Here is an 18,052-nt window from a genome sequence, read left to right as displayed (position 1 = left end):
ATAACAAGAGAGACCTCCTTCATGCCATCGATCCGACTCTGCCTCGCCCCCTTCCTGCTCGCCGCTTCGCTCGCTTGCGCCGCCGACATGCCGGCGCCCGCCAAAACCTCGACCGCCCTGCCCGGCGTCAGCCTGCTGCCCGAGCTGCTCGAGATCCCTGGCCTGAACCGCAAGCGCCAGATCCGCATGTACGTGCCGCCGGGTTACGCGACGTCGAACAAGCGCTATCCGGTGCTGTACATGCACGACGCCCAGAACCTGTTCGACGACGCGACCTCGTTCGTCGGTGAGTGGAAAGTCGACGAGACGCTGGACGCGCTGTCGAAAGAAGGCAAGCTGGAACTGATCGTGGTCGGCATCGACAACGGCGGCGACAAGCGCATCACGGAACTGAACGCCTGGGACAACCCGCGTTTCGGCGCAGCCGAGGGCAAGCAGTACACGGACTTCATCGTCAGGACGCTGAAGCCGTATATCGACGCCAGATACCGCACCCTGCCCGACCGCGCGCATACGGCGATCATGGGCAGCTCGATGGGCGGACTGGCTTCGCACTACGCGATCGCGCAGTACCCGCAGGTGTTCAGCAAGGCCGGCGTGTTCTCGCCCGCCTACTGGACGGCGGCGCCCTCCTTCGACTTCATGGCGCAACATCCGCTACCGAAGGATGCGCGGGTCTACCTGCTGATGGGAGAGAAGGAAGGCGATTCGATGGTGCCGGACGTGCAGCACATGGCGCAGGTGGTACAGGCCAGCGGGCATCCGGCGGCGAACACGGTATTGAAAATCGTGCCGGAGCAGAAGCACAATGAGGGCTTCTGGAGCAGCGAGCTGCGCGAGGCGCTGCTGTGGATGTTTGCGGACGAGAAGGCTGTCCGATAGTCCGTAGCAGCGGTGCAGCGTAGGGTGGGCTCTCGAGCCCACGCGTTCGCACCGTTCGCACAGCGGTGCAGCACTTCAATGCGCACACCTTTGCGGCCCAGTGATGTTTCGATCTGCACGGGCCGCATCCGCGTGGGCTCGAGAGCCCACCCTACGGTACTCCGAAACGCAAACGGCGAATCAGCCAGAAGACTGATTCGCCGCTCATCTCATCCATGCGGCCGAGGCCGCATCGACATTACGCCTTCGGCCGCGCCTTCTTGAACGGCGGCTTGTCCGCCTTGAATCCCGGTTTCTCGCCATACCGGCGCTCCGCCCCGAAGGACTTCTTGGCAGGCGCCTTCTTCGGCGGCGGCGTTTCGCCGTCGCGCGTGATCTGCAACTGCTGGCCGGCCACCCACACCGTCTTGAGGTGATCGATCAGGTCCGGCGGCATATCGGCCGGCAGGTCGAGCGTGCTGAAATCGTCGTAGATCTCGATGCGGCCGATCATCTTGGAATCGATGTTGGCTTCGTTGGCGATGGCGCCGACGATGTTGCCGGGCTTGACGCCGTTCGCGTGGCCCACTTCGATGCGGAAGGTCGCCATGCCTTCGTCCGGTGCGCGCGCAATGCGTTCCTTCTTGAAGCCGCTACCAAAGCCCGATTCGCGCGGTGCGCGGGCGGGACCGTCGTCACGCGGCGCGCGCGGCAGGCGCTCGACAAAGTCGGTACGCGCAGGGCGCTCTTCCCAGGTCGATGCCTTCGGCTCGCGGTCCTGCTTTTCCAGCAGCAGCGGCACGTCGCCGCGGCCCAGCTTTGCCAGGGCGGCGGCGATGTCGACTGCCGGCACGTTCTGTTCCTGCTCGAATTCCTCGATCAGCGAACGGAACTGCTCGAGGCCGCCGGCGGCCAGGGTCGCCGCAATCTGTTCCTTGAACTTGGCGATACGCACGTCGTTGACGGCCTTGATCGTCGGCAGCGTCAGTTGCGAGACCGTCTGGCGCGTGGCGCGCTCGATCGCCTTGAGCAGGCCGCGCTCGCGCGGCGTGATGAACAGGATCGCGTCGCCGCTGCGGCCAGCGCGGCCGGTACGGCCGATGCGGTGGGTGTAGCTTTCCGGGTCCGACGGCACGTCGTAGTTGATGACGTGGCTGATGCGCTCGACGTCCAGGCCGCGCGCGGCGACGTCGGTGGCGACCAGGATGTCGATCTTGCCGTTCTTGAGCTGCTCGATGGTGCGCTCGCGTGCCTGCTGGGCCATGTCGCCGTTGATGGCGACGGCGGCGAAACCGCGCGCCTGCAGCTTGGTCGCCAGTTCTTCGGTACCGAGCTTGGTGCGGGCGAAGATGATCATGCCGTCGAAAGGCTCGGCTTCCAGGATGCGCGTCAGCGCGTCGAGCTTCTGCATGCCCGACACCAGCCAGTAACGCTGGGTGATGTTGTCGGCGGTGCCAGTCTTGGCGGCGACGGTGACTTCCTGCGGATCGCGCAGGTAGGTCTTGGCGATGCGCTTGATCGCCGGCGGCATGGTGGCCGAGAACAGCGCGATCTGCCGCTCTTCCGGGATCTGCTGCAGGATCTGCTCGACGTCGTCGATGAAGCCCATGCGCAGCATTTCGTCGGCTTCGTCCAGCACCAGCGTTTTCAGCTGGGAGAGGTCGAGCGAGCCCTTCTGGATGTGGTCGATCACGCGGCCCGGGGTGCCGACGATGACCTGCACGCCGCGGCGCAGCGCCTGCAGCTGCGGGCCGTAGCTCTGGCCGCCGTAGATCGGCAGCACGGCGAAGTTCTTCATGTGCGCGGCGTAGCTCTGGAAGGCTTCGGCCACCTGGATCGCCAGTTCGCGCGTCGGTGCCAGCACCAGCGCCTGGGGCGTGGTTTGTTTGGTGTCGATGCGCGCCAGCACCGGCAGCGCGAAGGCTGCGGTCTTGCCGGTGCCCGTCTGCGCCTGTCCCAGCACGTCGCGGCCTTCCATCAACAGGGGGATGGTGGCGGCCTGGATTGGTGACGGTGCTTCGTAGCCGACGTCCTTGAGCGCCTTGACGATGGGCGCAGGGAGGTTGAGGTCGGCAAACGATGGGATGGGGGTGTCGGACATGGATGACTTTCGAAAAACGATACTGAATAAAGCGCTAGTTTACTCGCTCAGGGCGGGCAACGTGCAAATTTGGAGACAAACGGGACAGGGCGGCGCGTGGACGGCGCCAAAGAAAAAAAACCCCGCCGCTGGCGCGACGGGGTTTCCAGGGTAAAAACGCGGTGTGGCTTAGAACTTGTAGTTCGCGCCCAGCAGGACGGTACGGCCGTATTTCTGGTACTCGAGCGGCTGGTCGCGGCGGGCCGCATAGGTCTCGTAGGCCGCGTTGGTGATGTTGTTCACCTGCAGCAGCAGACCCAGGCCTTTCAGCGTGCCGGTCTCGAAGTTGTAGCCGACCTGGAAGTCGACCACGTTCTCGCCGACCACGTAACGCAGGCTGCGGTTGCCGTTGAAGTTGCCGATCTCGCCGACGAAGTCGGAACGGCGACGCTGGCTGACGCGGGTCTCGAAACCATTCTTCTCGTAGTACACGGTCAGGTTGGTCACGCGCTTCGAGAGGCCCGGCAGCGGGATGTCTTCGCCGATGCTGCCGCCCGGATCCTTGATCGAGATGCCACTCTTGCTGAAGGTCGCGCTGGCGGTGACGCCGAAGCCGTCGAGCACAGGGGTGACCAGGTTCAGCGGCATGGAGCCCGACAGTTCCAGGCCCTTCAGGGTGCCACCCTGGCCATTGTATGGCGCAGTGTAGTTACCGATCGGGGTCTTGGCGATCGTACCCGGGACGAACTTGCTGAAATCGTAGGCGTCGTTGGTCTGGGTGTAGATGTAGCTGGTCAGCTTCTTGTGGAAGAGCGCAGCGGCCAGGTAAGCCTTCTTGCCGAAATACTTCTCGTACGAGACGTCGAAGGCATTTGCGCGCCATGGATCGAGCTGCGCATTACCGCCGCTGCCGCCCGGCTTGAAGTTGGTCTTGTCGACGCCGAAGTCCAGGGCCGAACGCAGCTGGTCGACGCGCGGACGCGCCACCTGCTTGGCTGCGGCGAAGCGCAGGGTCTGGTCACCCTCGAAGCCGAAGGCCAGGTTCATGCTTGGCAGGACATCGGTGTAGGTCTTGCCATCGGTGACAGGCTTGACCTGGCTGCCGGCCGGGGCGGTGCCGTCGAAGTAGTTGGCCGTCGACGACTGGTCGGTGCGCTGGACTTGCACGCCGACGTTACCGCGCAGGCTGACCGAGCCGAATTCATGCTCGATATTCGCCTTGACGAAGGAGGTCGTGATCTTTTCGTTGACGTCCCATGCCTTGGCGATCAGGTAGTCCTTGGTATCGCTCGGCTGGAACACCATGCCGTAGGCCACGACGGCCGGCACGTTCCACGACGGGATGACGCCGGCGCCGGCGAAGCCCAGGTTGACCGGTGCATACTGCAGCTCGCCCGGCACCGTGAAGGCATTGCCCTTGAGGGTGATGTCGCCTTCCGGCTGGCGCTTCTTCTTGCTGCGGTCGGAGTAGTTGACGCCCACGTCCACGCTCGAGAAGAAGGTGGCCATCGATTCCGGCAGCGGGAAGTTGGCGGCCAGCTTGGCCGACTTCAGCTCGTCCTCGACGCTCGGCACCTTGCCGTAGCCCGAACCGTAGATCGTGCCGCGCACGAACAGGTTGGACGGGTTGCTGTAGTCGCGAGTCGGGCGAATGCTCGGGAAAGCGCCGCCGGCAAATGCCAGTCCGACGTTGTCCAGGAACGGATCGCCGGCGGCGTTGGTGAACTGGGTGTTGTTTTCCAGGTTCAGCTCGTTGCGCTTGGCCTTCGAGATGCTCAGGTCGGCGTTGACGGTGATATCGCCCAGCTTGACCAGGTTGTTCCAGCCAGCCGCGCGGATCTTGTCTTCGCGGTTGTTGTACATGCCGCGCACGAGCGGGTACACGTTGTTGGCGGTGCCGCCGGTCAGGACGCCGTTGGCGGTGGTGACCGGGTTGAACAGCACGTCAGGCTTGTAGCCGCCGTTGTAGCCGCCGAGGTTGATTTCGATCTGGTTAGCGGTCTCTTCGCGCTGGAATTTCGAGGCGTAGACGTCCAGGGTGCTGGTCCACTCTTTCGATGGACGGTACTGCACCACACCCATGATGCCGTCGCGCTTGTTGTCGCCGCTGCGGCCGACTGCCTTGATGCCTTCGGTGATATAGGTATTCGCAGGTACGCCCGACAGGGACTGGATCTTCCATGGCTCGTACAGGCCGGTTTCCTGGGACAGCACCGGCGAATCGAGGTGGGCATAGCCGATCGCCACGCCCAGGGTGCGGTTCAGGAACTGGTCGATGTAGCTGATGCTGAAGCGGTTGCCGAGCGAATTCGCGTTCGAGATCGAACCGAGCGAATTCTTCTCCAGGCGCGCGTTCATGGCGACGGTGCGGCCGGCGAAGGACAGCGGACGCACGGTCTGCATGTCGATCGTGCCCGACAGGCCCTGGCCGACGAGTGCCGCGTCAGGGGTTTTATAGATGGTGACGCCGCTCAGCAGCTCGGATGGGTACTGGTCGAATTCGACGCTGCGGTTGTCGCCGGTGCTGACCTGTTCGCGGCCGTTCAGCAGCGTGGTCGAGAAGTCCGGGGACAGGCCGCGCACGCTGATGACCTGGGCACGGCCGCCGACGCGCTGGGCCGCCAGGCCTGGCAGGCGCGCGATCGATTCGGCGATGCTGACGTCCGGCAGCTTGCCGATGTCTTCGGCGGAGATGGCTTCGACGATCGAGCTCGAATCCTTTTTGACCGAGATCGCGTCTTCGATACCGCGGCGGATGCCGCTGACCTTGACGGTCGCGACGACCGGCTCGGCCTGTTCGGTGGTGGTCTGTGCGTAAGCATTGCCGGCCATGGCCGACACGAAAATGGCGCAGCCGGCCGCAACTGGGCTCAGCTGGAATACAAGGCCCGTACCAGCGGCGCGCTTGTTGGCGAAAATAGTCATGTGTCCCCTCAGATCAAACTGTGTAATTTCCCGAAAAACAGCGACAGCCACGGCACGGGATCCTCAATCAACGTCTTTTTTAGACGTTCTGGCAAGAATTCTGTACTAAAACTAGATGCACTGTCAACGGGAGTTCATCCACACTACGGTTCTGGTCATTTTCCTACGCTCTTATATAGAATGACATGCTCTATCGTTGTATCGCAGCTACAAAGGCACCTGTGCATACGTGTAGTCGTACTACATCCTGCTTGCATTTCACCAAGTTAGTGCGTAATTGCACTAACTTGGTGCAATTCACGCAATGGTATCGATGTCATTGGAAAACCGGCCGGAGCCGGCCGGTGTCTACACAGCCGCTGGCCTGGGCACCGATGCGCCGAGCCCGGTAATTTTTATCCCGATTTTGTTTAACCGAGTCCCGCCATGCGACGCTCTTTTGCAACACTTTTCCTCGCCGCCGCTTGCCTGGCGCCTGCCGGCGCCGCGCCTGCCGTCCAACACCTGGAACCGCCCTTCTGGTGGACCGGCATGCGCCACACTGGCCTGCAACTGATGGTGCATGGGGCCGGCATCGGCAAGCTGCAGCCGGCCATCGACTACCCGGGCGTGCGCATCGCCTCCACCACCCGGGTCGCGAACGCCAATTACCTGTTCATCGATCTCGAGATCGCGCCGGATGCGAAACCCGGCAGCTTCGACATCGTGTTCGCGGGCGACGGCGCACCCCTGCGCTACCCTTACCAGCTGCGCGCACGCGAGGCGGGTTCCGCCATGCGCCAGGGGTTCGGCAACCGTGACGCCATCTACCAGATCATGCCGGACCGCTTCGCCAACGGCGATCCATCCAACGACAGCGTCCCCGGCATGCTGGAACAGGCCGACCGCAAGAAGCCGGGCGGGCGCCACGGCGGCGACATCCAGGGCGCGATCGACCGCCTCGACTACATCGCCGGCCTCGGCTTCACCCAGCTGTGGCCCACGCCCCTGGTCGAAAACGACATGCCGGCGTATTCCTACCATGGCTATGCGGCCACCAATCACTACCGGATCGATCCGCGCTACGGCAGCAACGAGGACTTCGTGCGGCTGTCGCGGGAAGCGAAACAACGCGGCATCGGCCTGATCCAGGACGTGGTGCTCTCGCACATCGGCAAGCACCACTGGTGGATGAAGGACCTGCCGACGCCGGACTGGATCAATTTCGGCGGCCGGTTCGTGCCCACGGCGCACCACCGCGTCGCCGTGCAGGACCCATATGCCGCACAGGCGGATCGCCGCAATTTCACGGCCGGCTGGTTCGGCCCGGCGATGCCCGACCTGAACCAGACCAACCCGCTGGTGGCGAATTACCTCATCCAGAACAATATCTGGTGGATCGAGTACGCGGGCCTGTCCGGCCTGCGCATCGATACCTACGGCTATTCCGACGGCGCCTTCCTCACCCGCTACACGCAGCGCCTGATGGACGAATACCCGAACCTGAACATGGTGGGCGAGGAATGGAGCACGCGTGTGCCGGTGGTCGCGCACTGGCAGCGCGGCAAGGTCAACGCCGACGGCTACGTCTCCTCGCTGCCCGGCCTGATGGACTTCCCGCTGGTCGACAGCATGCGCAGCGCCCTGGCCAAGCCCGAGGAAAACAGCCTGAACGACGTCTACGAGACGCTGTCGCTGGACCATCTGTATCCGGAGCCAGATAAACTCGTTCTGTTCGGCGGCAACCACGACATGGCGCGCATGTTCAGCGTCGTGGGCGAAGACTTCGACCGCTACCGCATGAACCTGGTGTTCCTGATGACGATGCCGCGCATCCCGCAGTTTTATACGGGTGACGAGATCCTCATGACGAGCACCGTCAAGGGGCGCGACGATGCCAGCTACCGCATCGACTTCCCCGGCGGCTGGGCAGGCGACAAGCGCAACGCATTCACAGGCGCCGGCCTCTCCGCCCAGCAGCGCGCGGCCCTGGCGCTGGTGCGCCAGCTCGCCAACTGGCGCAAAGGCGAGCCGGTGATCCACACCGGTAAGCTCATGCACTTCGGCCCCGAGAACAATACCTGGGTCTACTTCCGATACAACGATAAAAAACGCATCATGGTCGCAATGAACAACAACGACAAAGAGATGGTCCTGCCGACCGCACGCTTCGAGGAGATGCTGAAGGGGACGGCAAACGGCGTCGATCTCCTGAGCGGCAAGACGGTCGACCTGACACGCGAATTGCGCCTGGCGCCGAAGGCGACGCTGCTCATCGAACTGCCGGGGGCATGATGCGCCGCACGCTCCTCGCGCTGTCCCTCTCGCTTGCGCTGGCACCCGCCGCTGCCGTCGACAGGCCCGGCGTCGACGCCTTATTCAATTCCATGGCGATCGAGGCCGCGCCGGGACAGCAAGCGCGCTTCGTCGCGGGCGACAACCTGGCCGGCTATTTCGAAGGTTTTACGCACAGCCACGAGCTCGGCGCCGGCTACGTGTTCAAGAGCGGGACCGTCTTCCATAACTACATGAGCTACCTGGACGGCGTGCGCAACGAACGCGCGTCCGGGCGCGAACAGGTGCTGCCCTTCGGTCACCGCGTTGCGTATGCCAACGGCAGTACCGAGGAACTGGCCCTGCTCTCGAAAAAGCATGCGCTGGCGCTGCGCGTGACGGGTGCGCAGCCGGCGCGGCTGGCGATCCGGCCTTTGTTGAAGACCCAGGGCGCGGTCACGTTCGACAATGGCATCGTCACCGTGGCCCCAGGCAAGGGCGCGACGCAGTTCATGGCGCTGGCAAGCCAGCTCCCCTTCGTGCTGGAAGACGGCCTGCTGCTGCGCGCCGGCGCGCCGACGGCTTCCTTCACCGTGGTCGCGGCTTTCGGTGCGACGGCCGAGGAGGCAGCGGGCCGCGCGCGCAGGCTGGCCGCCGGCGACCCGATCGGCGACGAACGCCGCGCCACCCACGCGGCGCTGACGAGCAGCTACCTCGCCACCAGCGACCTCGAATACAACAAGGCGCTGAACTGGGCCAAGGCCGCCGCGCGTTTATTCGTCGTCGACGAATACGGCGCCGGCATCTGGGCCGGCCTGCCCTGGTTCCGCGAGAACTGGGGCCGCGATACCTTTATCGCCCTGCCCGGCACCCTGCTGGTCACCGGCCAGTTCGCCGACGCGCGCGCCGTGCTGGCGAACTTCGCCCGCTTCCAGAACCTGCGCACCCCGCGCGACAAGGACTATGGCCGCATCCCGAACCGGGTATCCCCGGACGAGATCATCTACAACACGGTCGACGGCACACCCTGGATGCTGCGCGAAGCCCATGAATACATCCGCTACACGGGCGACAAGGCGTTCGCCGCCGAGATGTACAAGCTGGCCGTGCCCTATTTCGAGGGCGCCATCGCCAATTATGTCGACGCCGACGGCCTGCTGAAACATGCAGCGTCCGACACCTGGATGGATGCGCGCGTCGAGAACCCGACGCACCAGCCCTGGTCCGACCGGGGAGCGCGTGCCAACGACATCCAGGCGCTCTGGTACACGGCCCTGGACACCGGCGCCTGGCTGGCCGAGCAGGCCGGCGACCATCAGCGCGCAGGCGAATGGCGCGCGCTGGCGGCCAAAGCCCGCGCCAGCTTCCTGCGCCTGTTCTGGGATGGCTCCACCATGGCCGACCGCCTGCGCGAAGACGGCAGCCGCGACATCAAAGTGCGGCCCAACCAGCTGATGCTGGCGACCATCCCCTTCGACGATTTCGTCCCGCCCGTCGTGCAGGCGCGCGTGACGAAGAATGCGGTGTCGGCGCTGCTCTACCCCTACGGCATCGCCTCGCTGAGCCAGGACGACCCGTACTTCCACCCACGCCACGAGAACCCGGCCTTCCACCACAAGGATGCGGCTTACCACAACGGCACCATCTGGGGCTGGAACGCGGGCTTTACGGTAACTGCACTGAACCGCTTCGGCTACCAGGACCTGAGCTGGCAACTCACGCAAAACCTCGGCCGGCAGATCCTCGGCCTGGGCACCCTGGGCAGCATGAGCGAGAACCTCGATGCCCTGCCCCATGAGAATGGCCGCCTGAAGCCGAGCGGCACCTTCGCCCAGTCCTGGAGCGTGGCCGAATATGCGCGCAACGGCTACCAGGATTACGTCGGTTTCAAACCCGACCTGCCGCAGGACACGCTCGCCTTCGAGCCGGCGATTCCCGCCGCCTGGACGCGATTCAAAGCCCTGCTCCCTTTCGGCGCGGGCGAAGAAGTCGGCGTCGATTTCGTGCGCGCGCAACATGGCGAGCGCTGGACCTTCACCCTGCGCGGCAGCACACCGCGCACCCTGCGCATGGCCTGGCTGAACAAGGACAAGAGCCGCTCGCTGACCAGCTTCAGGCTGGGGCCCGGCAAGGCAGTGACGCTGGCGCTGGGCACGCGCCGTGCGGCGCTCGACGGCCGCAGGTTGGCGGTGACGCAAGCCCGGCCTTCGTATGCCGCCAAGATCGGCACGCTGCGCTTCGTCACGCCGAAGACCTATCGCAGCGAGGACTTCCCCGTGCTGCGCTCGCAGGATGCGCTGCGCGGCATCATCGAACGGCACGAATACCGCTAAGTTTTAGATTGAAAGGCTTCCATGATTTCGCCCCGCTGGCTGCTGCCCACCCTCCTGCTTGCCTGCAGCACCGTCGCCGCCGATCCCGGCCCGCTGCGCGAAGCCTTCTTTGTCCGCGGCGGCTTCAATGCCTGGGGCCTCGACAACGCCTTGCAGCACAAGGGCCATGGCGTCTACGAGGCAGACATCCAGGTCAGCCCCGGCAACCACGGTTTTAAACTGGGCACCCGCGACTGGAGCCGCGAATGGGTGCCGAGCGTTGACACCAGCGTCGCCGTCAAGCCAGGCCAGCCGGTGCGGCTCGCCACCCACGCTGGCCCCGAGGCCACGCTGTTCGTACGCAGCACCGCCACTTACCGCTTCACGCTGGACGCGAAGCAGGCAGGGGCGCCGATCCTGCGCGTGACGCGCCTGGCCGAGCGCAAGAGCGGCCCGGCCGCCGATCCGCATGCGGGCCGCGCACGCGTCGCCACGCTCGCCTTCGCCACCTGGGACGGCAGGCAGGAAACGGCGCGCTTCTCGCTGCTTGACCCCGAAGCCCAGCTGCGCAGCTACACCCATTCGACGACGATGACACTGCGCGACCCGGTGCCGCAGCACACGAACTATGCCGAGCGCGCCGAGCTGCCCATTCTCCGCAGCGGGAACCTTGCCTTCGACGCCCTGTTCGCGCTGGCGGCGAACGAGATGCGCCAGGATGCGGTGAGCGAAATCCGCGACGGCAATTACAAGGGCGGCGCTGCGATTGCCTGCGACTGCTTCGAGACCGGTGAAAAGTGGCATTACGTGTGGACCCGCGACCTGTCGTATGCGGCCGACCTGGGCCTCGCCCTGCTCGATCCGCAGCGGGTGCGCAATTCGCTCGAATTCAAGCTGGCCGGCTACCGTGCCGGGGTGCCAAAAGCGCCGCACCTGGCGGGCACGCAGGACGGCCTACAAATCGTGCAGGACACGGGCAGCGGCGGCAGCTGGCCGGTCAGCACCGACCGCGTCGCCTGGGCCTTCGCGGCCGAGGAAACCCTGCGCATGCTGCCGCCGGACGAGCGCGCCGCCTTTGCCGCGCGCGCCCTGACGGCCCTGTCGAACACGATCGAGAACGACCGCATCGCCGCCTTCGATGCGCAGGATGGCCTGTACACGGGCGAGCAATCCTTCCTCGACTGGCGCGACCAGAGCTACGCGGCCTGGATCACGGACGACCTGGCGGCGATGGCGGGTTCGAAATCGGTCTCGACCAATGCGGCGCACTACAAGGCGCTGACGCTGGCGGCGCGCCTCGCGCAGGATATGGGCGACAGCGCGCGCGCATCCCGGTACGGCGCCTGGGCCGGCGCGCTGAAACAGGCCATCAACGCGCGCTTGTGGCTGCCCGACGCCGGCATGTACAGCAGTCTCACCGCCGCCCATTTCGACGGCGCGCCGCTGCATAAATTCGACTGGCTCGGGCAATCGCTGGCCATCGTCACCGGCATCGCGAGCAGCGAACAGGCGCACAGCATCCTCGCGCGCTATCCGCACGGTCCGATGGGACCGCCCGTGATCTGGCCGCAGCAGCAAGGTACGCCGGTCTACCATAACCGCGCGATCTGGCCCTTCGTGACGGCCTACGGCCTCAAGGCCGCGGCCATGAGCGGCAATGCCGCCGTGGCCGATGCCGCCTACGATTCGCTGGTACGCGGCGCGGCGCTGAACATGTCGAACATGGAAAACCTCGAGTGGCTGAGCGGCCAGCCGCTGCTGCTCGACGAGAAAAACCCTTCCCTGATCGGCCCCGTGATCAATTCTCGGCGCCAGCTATGGTCGGTCGGCGCCTATCTCGGCATGGTGATCGAGAACGTGTTCGGCGTGACGCCGCTCGATGAAGGCATCCGGCTGCAGCCCTTCGTGACGGCGAAACTGCGGCGCGAGACCTTCGCCGGCACGAACCAGGCCACGCTGCACAGCCTGCGCCTGCGCGGTGCGAGTGTCACCGTGCGCCTGCTGCTTCCGCCCGCGGACACGGGCGAGGGTTATCACAAGGTCGAGCAGGTGCTGCTCAACGGCGCGCCGACCGGTGCCACGATCCCGTGGGCCCGGCTGCGCGACGGCGACGTCATCGAGGTCGCGCTCGGCGCGGTCATCAAGGGAGACAATGGCATCCGCCGTGTGAACGCGGATCCCTACCTCGAATCGCCCGCGGTGTTCGGTCCGCGTGAACCCGTCATCGAGGCCCTCGACCGCGATGCATCGGGCCATGCCCGCCTGCGCTTCAATGCGGGTGGCAACGGGGCCGGCGCCAAGGCGAAAACCGTCTATCACGTCTACCGCGACGGCAAGCTGGTGGCGGCAAAGCTGGCACGCGGCGCCTGGCTCGATCCCGAAGCGCATCCCTATGCCTGCTATGCCGTCGAGGCGGAATTTTCAAACGCCGGCAACCGCAGCCACCACAGCGTGCCGCGCTGCCTTGATGCCGCAACCGAAATCGCGATCACGGACGCGCGCGTATCGTCGAACCTGAAGATGACGACGGATGCCGCACCGCGCATCGCCGGCTGGGGCGCACCGCAAGACCGCTTCGAATTGCGCGACCTGCGCATCGAGCGCGCCGGCGACTACCGCATCCAGCTGCGCTACCGCAACGAGGCGAACCAGATCAACCTCGGCATCAGCGGCGGCGTGAAGTGGATGACGATCGAGGACGCGGCCGGCCGCCCGATCGCGCAGGGCGTGGTCCAGCTGCCACACACGAAACCGGCGCGCGCAAACACGCCGGCGCCGCTGTCGACACCACTCCCGGCTCACCTGCAGCCGGGCGCCTACCGCGTACGGCTCGCCGATTTCTATAACATGAGCTACCTGGAGAGCAACGCCAGCTTCAGCGGCGCCGGCGGCACGGGCGGGCCGTCTAATCGGGTCGACCTGTATGGGGTGCGTGTGCAGCGGGTGGAATGATTCAGGTCAGCCAGCGCCAGATCCCTGCCGCCCAGCCGGAAGCCGGAATGTGCAGCCAGGTGGCCAGCAGCCAGACGGCGATGCCGCCGCCGAGCGCATGCCCGCCGAAGCCGCCGAAGCGCGCCCTGCCCGCCGCGATCGCCGCGAACGGCAGGTAGCTGGTGCGCGCCTGCCAGGCGCTCCAGCCCTGCGGGTCCTGCGCGGCCTTCTTGCGGTCCTGGAGCGCGGCGCCGACCAGGGCGAGCACGATGATGGCGCCGGCCACGATGATGTTCTTTTCGACCGGATAGACCAGGATGTGGCAGGCGCCCCAGATCGCGAAGGCCCACATCATGGGATGGCGCGTGATGCCGTAGACCCCGCGCGCCTCGGCCGTCGCAGCGCTCCTGGCGGCGCCGGGCAGGGCCGGATTGCGGATCAGCGATCCGAGCAGCAGGATGGAGGCGATCAGCATGGCAACGGTGACGAAGGCCCACAGGCCGTCGCCGACTTCCCACAGCGGCCTTGTCGCCGGCGCCCTGCGATAGGCCCAGACGGTGGCGCCGAGCGTGACGAAGGCAACGAGGGAGTAGAGGGCGAGAAACCCCTTCTCGCCGACGGCGCGCACCAGCGGCCCGCGCAGCGGATGGGACAGGATGAAATGGGTTGCCACGAATGCGCCGGCGGCTGCCAGCACCAGCATCGAACCAGACATGCGCACCTCGTATCGGTTGGGAGCGCGCCTCCGGGCGCGGACACCCTACTCTAGCAGAAGGCTGGCCGCAATTCAGGCCCGCTCGGCCGATACGGGCGCGCTCGCGGCGGCTTCGGCCGCCGGCTTGAGCAGCTTCAACCTCCCCTCCACCACCCGGAACTCGAGCGGCATGTTCATATGCGTCACTTCGCCATCGGTGGCGACCTTGATGCGCCGCCGCGGCGACAGCCGCGCGTGCTTGACGATCAGGCGTTTGAAGGAAAACGCGACCACGTTCTCGGCCTCGCCCAGCCGCCCGAGCGCCCCGCGCAGCATCAGGCCGAGCATGCCGATCTTGCCGACCGAGCGCGGCGCAATGGCCGCCAGCTCTCCCTCTTCGAGCGCAATTTTCAAGGGTTCCATGCCGACCTGCTCCATCTGCAGCCGGTTGTTCCCGACAAACAGGGTCGGTGTGCGCAGCTTGCGCGTCTGCCCTTCGGTGTCGAGGGTGATGCGCAGCGGGCGGTAGCGGCCGAGCGCCGTTTTGAGGGCCGAGATGATCGCCACCACGCGGCTGCGACCGTAGTGGCGTTTATCGAGCTCGCGCGCTTCGAGCAGCTGCGGATACAGGCCGACGCTGGCGTTGACGAGGAAGATGCGGTCGTTGACCATCCCGATCTGGACCGGCGTCACGCGCGCGTCGAGCAGCGCGTGCACAGCCTCGGCCAGGTCTTCGGGGATGCCGTGGGTGCGGCCGAAATAGTTGAAGGTCCCCTGCGGCAGTACGCCGAACAGGCAGCCCTGCCGCACCGCCTCGTGCGCCACCGTGTTGATGGTGCCGTCGCCGCCGGCCGCGACCACGACGCCGTCGTCCTCCTTCGCCTTCTGCGCCATGCGGCGTGCGATCTCGCCCAGTTTTTCGGGATCGTCGACGACTTCGAGGTGGCAGCTGCGTCCGGCAGCTTGCAATACGTCGCGGATGGTCGACTCGCGCAGCTCGGTTTCGGAGTGACCGGAGCCGGCGTTCATCACGACATAGAAGGCTGCGTTCGGACCGGGGGCGGCGGATGGCATGGGATTCTGGCTGCTTTCAGGGATGATGAATTGACAATCTCATCCTACCATCGCACAGAACGCCACGCTGCACTGCATCCGGGCGGAAATACCGGACGCGCTTACTCGTCAGCGGTCGGCCAGTGGTCCGGATCCTGCAGCAACTGGTACATCACGTAGGCATCGACATAGCCCAGCCGCTTGTGCCGGAACGCTTTCGGCAGGGTGCCGACGATCGAAAACCCGAGCTTCTTCCAGAGCATGACGGCGGCGACGTTCGTGCTGACGACATAATTGAACTGCATCGCCAGGTAGCCCTGGCTGCGCGCCTCGCCAAGGCTGTGTTCGCCCAGCAGGCGGCCCACGCCCACGCCCTGCGCCGCCGGGCTGACCATGTAGGAGGCGTTGGCGACGTGGCGCCCGCGTCCGAGCTGGTTCGGCACCACGCGGTACATGCCCAGCACGCGCTCGCCGAGCGTGGCCACGCGGCTGGTCACGCCCTGCCCGAACCAGTACATCTGCGCCGCTTCACGGGTGACCTCCGGACCGAACGGATAGGTCTCGCCGGCACTCACGTGGGCGCAGAAAATGGTCCACATGGCCTCGAAATCGGCGCTGGTGGCGGGGCGGATCTGGATGTCTTTCACGGCTGGTAGAAACTCATGAATCAATAAACAAGCTGGCGATTCTAGCACCGGGCAAGCGAGGTCAGCGCTTGATTCGGAAATCGACCGCGGCCGGGCGCCCGTCCAGGTGCAGGGTCGAGGCCGCAGGCGGCGCTTCGGCCACGACCGCTCCGCGGCGCACGACGGCGCGCCGCGCGGCGCGCAGGCGGATCGCCTCCACCGGGCTCGATGCGCCCAGCAGCACGAAGTCGGCATGGCAGCCCGGTTCGATACCGTAGCCCTCGAGTCCGAGGATGCGCGCCGGCGTCTCGGTGACGGCAAGAAAACATTCGCGCATCGCCGCCTGCCCCGTCATCTGGGCCACGTGCAGGCCCATGTGCGCCACTTCCAGCATGTCGCCCGAACCGAGTCCGTACCACGGGTCCATCACGCAGTCGTGGCCGAAGGCAACGTCGATGCCCGCCGCCAGCAGCTCGGGCACGCGGGTCATGCCGCGCCGCTTCGGATAGGTATCGTGGCGGCCCTGCAGCGTGATGTTGATGAGGGGATTCGCAATCGCCGCCACGCCCGATTCCTTCATCAGCGGCAGCAGTTTGCTGACATAGTAATTGTCCATCGAGTGCATCGAGGTCAGGTGGGAACCGGCGACCCTCCCCTGCAGCCCGAGGCGCCAGGTCTCGTAGGCCAGGGTCTCGACGTGGCGCGAGAGCGGGTCGTCGGTCTCGTCGCAATGCATGTCCACGCGCAGCCCCTTGCCGGCCGCGAACTCGCACAGCAGCCGCACCGATTCCGCCCCCTGCGCCATTGTTCTCTCGAAATGCGGGATGCCGCCGACCACGTCCACGCCCATCGCAATCGAGCGTTTCAGGTTCTCGAACGCGGAGGGACTGCGCAGCAGCCCGTCCTGCGGAAAGGCAACCAGCTGCAGGTCGATATACGGCGCCACCCGGCGCTTGACCTCGAGCAAGGCCTCCACGGCGAGCAGGCGGTCATCGCAGATATCGACGTGGGTGCGGATCGCCAGCAGGCCGCGCGCCACGGCCCAGTCGCAATAATGCAACGCCCGTTCGATCAGCGCTTCCTGCGCGAGTTGTGGTTTCAGCTCGCCCCAAAGCGCAATGCCTTCGAGCAAGGTTCCGGATTCGTTGACGCGCGGCAGGCCGTAGCTGAGCGTCGCGTCCATGTGGAAATGGGCATCGACGAAGGGCGGCGAGACGAGGTCGCCACCGGCGTCGATTTCGCGTACGCCCCGTGCCGGCAGGGCGGGCTCGACGGCGGCGATGCGTGAGCCGACCACGCCGATATCGATACCGCGGCGGCCGTCGGCCAGGGTGGCATTGCGGATGACAAGGTCCATGGACGCTCCTGTTCAGATACATTGATTGTAGCGATTTCCCATCGTTTTCGACGATTTACCGATGAGGACGTGCCGGGGTGCTGCAGTGCAATATTGCACCGATGCCACATTGGCAAATTTCGCTTTGCGGCGTTGCGCAACGAGGCTACACTGTTTATGTTGCAGTGCGCCATAACGAATCATTAGCCGTCGAATCAACTGCCAAACGATAAGCCGACCGATAAGGGAATCACGATGACTTCACTTCAAGAACAGTTCTCCGCAGCCCGCATTACCCAGCTCGACAATGGTTTCAACCTGTTGCAAAGCTTCAGCGAGCAAGCGCTCGACCGCACCAGCCGCGTCGTCGCGCTCCAGTTCGAGGCTTCGCGCGCCGCCATCGCACAATCGTCCGATGCCCTGCGCCAGCTGCTGGCCGTGCGCGACCCGCGCGACCTGCTCGCGCTGGGCGCCCAATCGCAGCAGAACCTGCGCACCATGTTCAACTTCGGCAGCGAGCTGTTTTCCATCGCCGCCGGCACCGGCTTCGCCCCGCTGCGCAGCTACAGCGTCGACGCCCTGAATGCCATCAGCACGGCGACTGCCGCTGCGGCGCAGCAAACCGTCGACGCCGCCGTGTCCAGCGTGACCCCGGCCGCTCCCGCCCAGCAAGCGGCGCCTGCTCCGGAACCCGAAGCGGAGAAGGCTGCCGCCATCGCGATCGTCACCTCCGACGTCGAACCGGACGCCGAGCCGACGGCGATCGCCAAGGCCGCCAGCGAAGTGCTCGACCTGCCGGTCGCGCCGCCGCACCCGGTGGCCGCCAGCGTCCCGGTCGAGGTCTCGGTCGAGATCGAGCTGCCGAAGGTCGAACCGGTCGACGCGACGCCGCCGGTGGCGGCGCCGGCGACGACCAAGGTCACGGAACTGCGTGGCACCAAGGGCCGCCGCAAGCACAACTGACCGGCTTCCTGAGGCGCG

The 18,052-nt window shown here is 65.7% G+C and carries 11 protein-coding genes; 5 read left to right on the top strand and 6 right to left on the bottom strand.

Translation table 11 applies throughout. The features are described from left to right. Positions 1-21 precede the first annotated feature (21 nt). The gene (locus LPB04_RS10090; RefSeq protein WP_193688540.1) at positions 22-882 is read left to right on the top strand and encodes an alpha/beta hydrolase; all 861 of its coding nucleotides are present in this window, start codon (positions 22-24) and stop codon (positions 880-882) included. A gap of 238 nt (positions 883-1,120) precedes the next feature. On the opposite strand, the gene LPB04_RS10085 is transcribed toward LPB04_RS10090, so the two are convergent. Together LPB04_RS10085 and LPB04_RS10080 are read right to left on the bottom strand one after the other, a co-directional pair. Next, complete coding sequence (locus tag LPB04_RS10085) at positions 1,121-2,962, bottom strand: DEAD/DEAH box helicase (protein WP_193688539.1); 1,842 nt, start codon at positions 2,960-2,962, stop codon at positions 1,121-1,123. Positions 2,963-3,130: 168 nt separating this feature from the next. Further along, on the bottom strand, positions 3,131-5,866 hold the full coding sequence (locus LPB04_RS10080) for a TonB-dependent receptor (protein ID WP_193688538.1): 2,736 nt from the start codon (positions 5,864-5,866) through the stop codon (positions 3,131-3,133). A 426-nt stretch (positions 5,867-6,292) separates the two neighbouring features. On the opposite strand from LPB04_RS10080, the gene LPB04_RS10075 reads away from it, so the two are divergent. The 3 genes from LPB04_RS10075 to LPB04_RS10065 are packed head-to-tail and all read left to right on the top strand — an operon-like array spanning position 6,293 to position 13,383. After that, positions 6,293-8,140 (top strand): glycoside hydrolase family 13 protein, encoded by a 1,848-nt coding sequence (locus LPB04_RS10075; RefSeq protein ID WP_193688537.1) that lies wholly within the window; start codon positions 6,293-6,295, stop codon positions 8,138-8,140. Next, positions 8,137-10,452, top strand: coding sequence for an amylo-alpha-1,6-glucosidase (locus LPB04_RS10070; protein WP_193688536.1), 2,316 nt, complete (start codon positions 8,137-8,139; stop codon positions 10,450-10,452). The genes LPB04_RS10075 and LPB04_RS10070 overlap by 4 nt, the downstream gene beginning before the upstream one ends. Positions 10,453-10,473: 21 nt before the next feature. Beyond that, positions 10,474-13,383, top strand: coding sequence for an MGH1-like glycoside hydrolase domain-containing protein (locus LPB04_RS10065; RefSeq protein WP_193688535.1), 2,910 nt, complete (start codon positions 10,474-10,476; stop codon positions 13,381-13,383). Between the two features lies 1 nt (position 13,384). Here the strand turns inward: LPB04_RS10065 and LPB04_RS10060 are convergent, their stop codons facing one another. From LPB04_RS10060 to LPB04_RS10045, 4 genes are all read right to left on the bottom strand, one after another. Further along, positions 13,385-14,077, bottom strand: a complete 693-nt coding sequence (locus tag LPB04_RS10060; RefSeq protein ID WP_193688534.1) for an NnrU family protein — start codon at positions 14,075-14,077, stop codon at positions 13,385-13,387. 72 nt (positions 14,078-14,149) lie between these two features. Continuing rightward, a complete protein-coding gene (locus LPB04_RS10055; RefSeq protein ID WP_193688533.1) occupies positions 14,150-15,130 on the bottom strand; it encodes a diacylglycerol/lipid kinase family protein in 981 nt (326 codons plus the stop codon). A gap of 101 nt (positions 15,131-15,231) precedes the next feature. Then, positions 15,232-15,756, bottom strand: a complete 525-nt coding sequence (locus LPB04_RS10050) for a GNAT family N-acetyltransferase (protein ID WP_227496692.1) — start codon at positions 15,754-15,756, stop codon at positions 15,232-15,234. A 61-nt stretch (positions 15,757-15,817) separates the two neighbouring features. After that, positions 15,818-17,092, bottom strand: coding sequence for an amidohydrolase family protein (locus LPB04_RS10045; protein ID WP_193688532.1), 1,275 nt, complete (start codon positions 17,090-17,092; stop codon positions 15,818-15,820). A 234-nt stretch (positions 17,093-17,326) separates the two neighbouring features. Here LPB04_RS10045 and LPB04_RS10040 point away from each other — a divergent pair, with 234 nt between their 5' ends. Next, complete coding sequence (locus tag LPB04_RS10040) at positions 17,327-18,034, top strand: phasin family protein (RefSeq protein WP_193688531.1); 708 nt, start codon at positions 17,327-17,329, stop codon at positions 18,032-18,034. Positions 18,035-18,052 lie beyond the last annotated feature (18 nt).

This window comes from Massilia litorea (assembly GCF_015101885.1).
In the GTDB taxonomy this organism is placed as follows: domain Bacteria; phylum Pseudomonadota; class Gammaproteobacteria; order Burkholderiales; family Burkholderiaceae_D; genus Telluria; species Telluria litorea.
The sequence above is the reverse complement of the archived record's forward strand: the minus strand, read 5'-3'. Positions and strand labels throughout refer to the sequence as shown.

What these genes read in the sequence shown, in the direction of transcription:
- LPB04_RS10090 (WP_193688540.1), top strand. Translation starts at nt 22, where the DNA reads ATGCCATCGATCCGACTCTGCCTCGCCCCCTTCCTGCTCGCCGCTTCG.
- LPB04_RS10085 (WP_193688539.1), bottom strand. Translation starts at nt 2,962, where the DNA reads ATGTCCGACACCCCCATCCCATCGTTTGCCGACCTCAACCTCCCTGCG.
- LPB04_RS10080 (WP_193688538.1), bottom strand. Translation starts at nt 5,866, where the DNA reads ATGACTATTTTCGCCAACAAGCGCGCCGCTGGTACGGGCCTTGTATTC.
- LPB04_RS10075 (WP_193688537.1), top strand. Translation starts at nt 6,293, where the DNA reads ATGCGACGCTCTTTTGCAACACTTTTCCTCGCCGCCGCTTGCCTGGCG.
- LPB04_RS10070 (WP_193688536.1), top strand. Translation starts at nt 8,137, where the DNA reads ATGATGCGCCGCACGCTCCTCGCGCTGTCCCTCTCGCTTGCGCTGGCA.
- LPB04_RS10065 (WP_193688535.1), top strand. Translation starts at nt 10,474, where the DNA reads ATGATTTCGCCCCGCTGGCTGCTGCCCACCCTCCTGCTTGCCTGCAGC.
- LPB04_RS10060 (WP_193688534.1), bottom strand. Translation starts at nt 14,077, where the DNA reads ATGTCTGGTTCGATGCTGGTGCTGGCAGCCGCCGGCGCATTCGTGGCA.
- LPB04_RS10055 (WP_193688533.1), bottom strand. Translation starts at nt 15,130, where the DNA reads ATGCCATCCGCCGCCCCCGGTCCGAACGCAGCCTTCTATGTCGTGATG.
- LPB04_RS10045 (WP_193688532.1), bottom strand. Translation starts at nt 17,092, where the DNA reads ATGGACCTTGTCATCCGCAATGCCACCCTGGCCGACGGCCGCCGCGGT.
- LPB04_RS10040 (WP_193688531.1), top strand. Translation starts at nt 17,327, where the DNA reads ATGACTTCACTTCAAGAACAGTTCTCCGCAGCCCGCATTACCCAGCTC.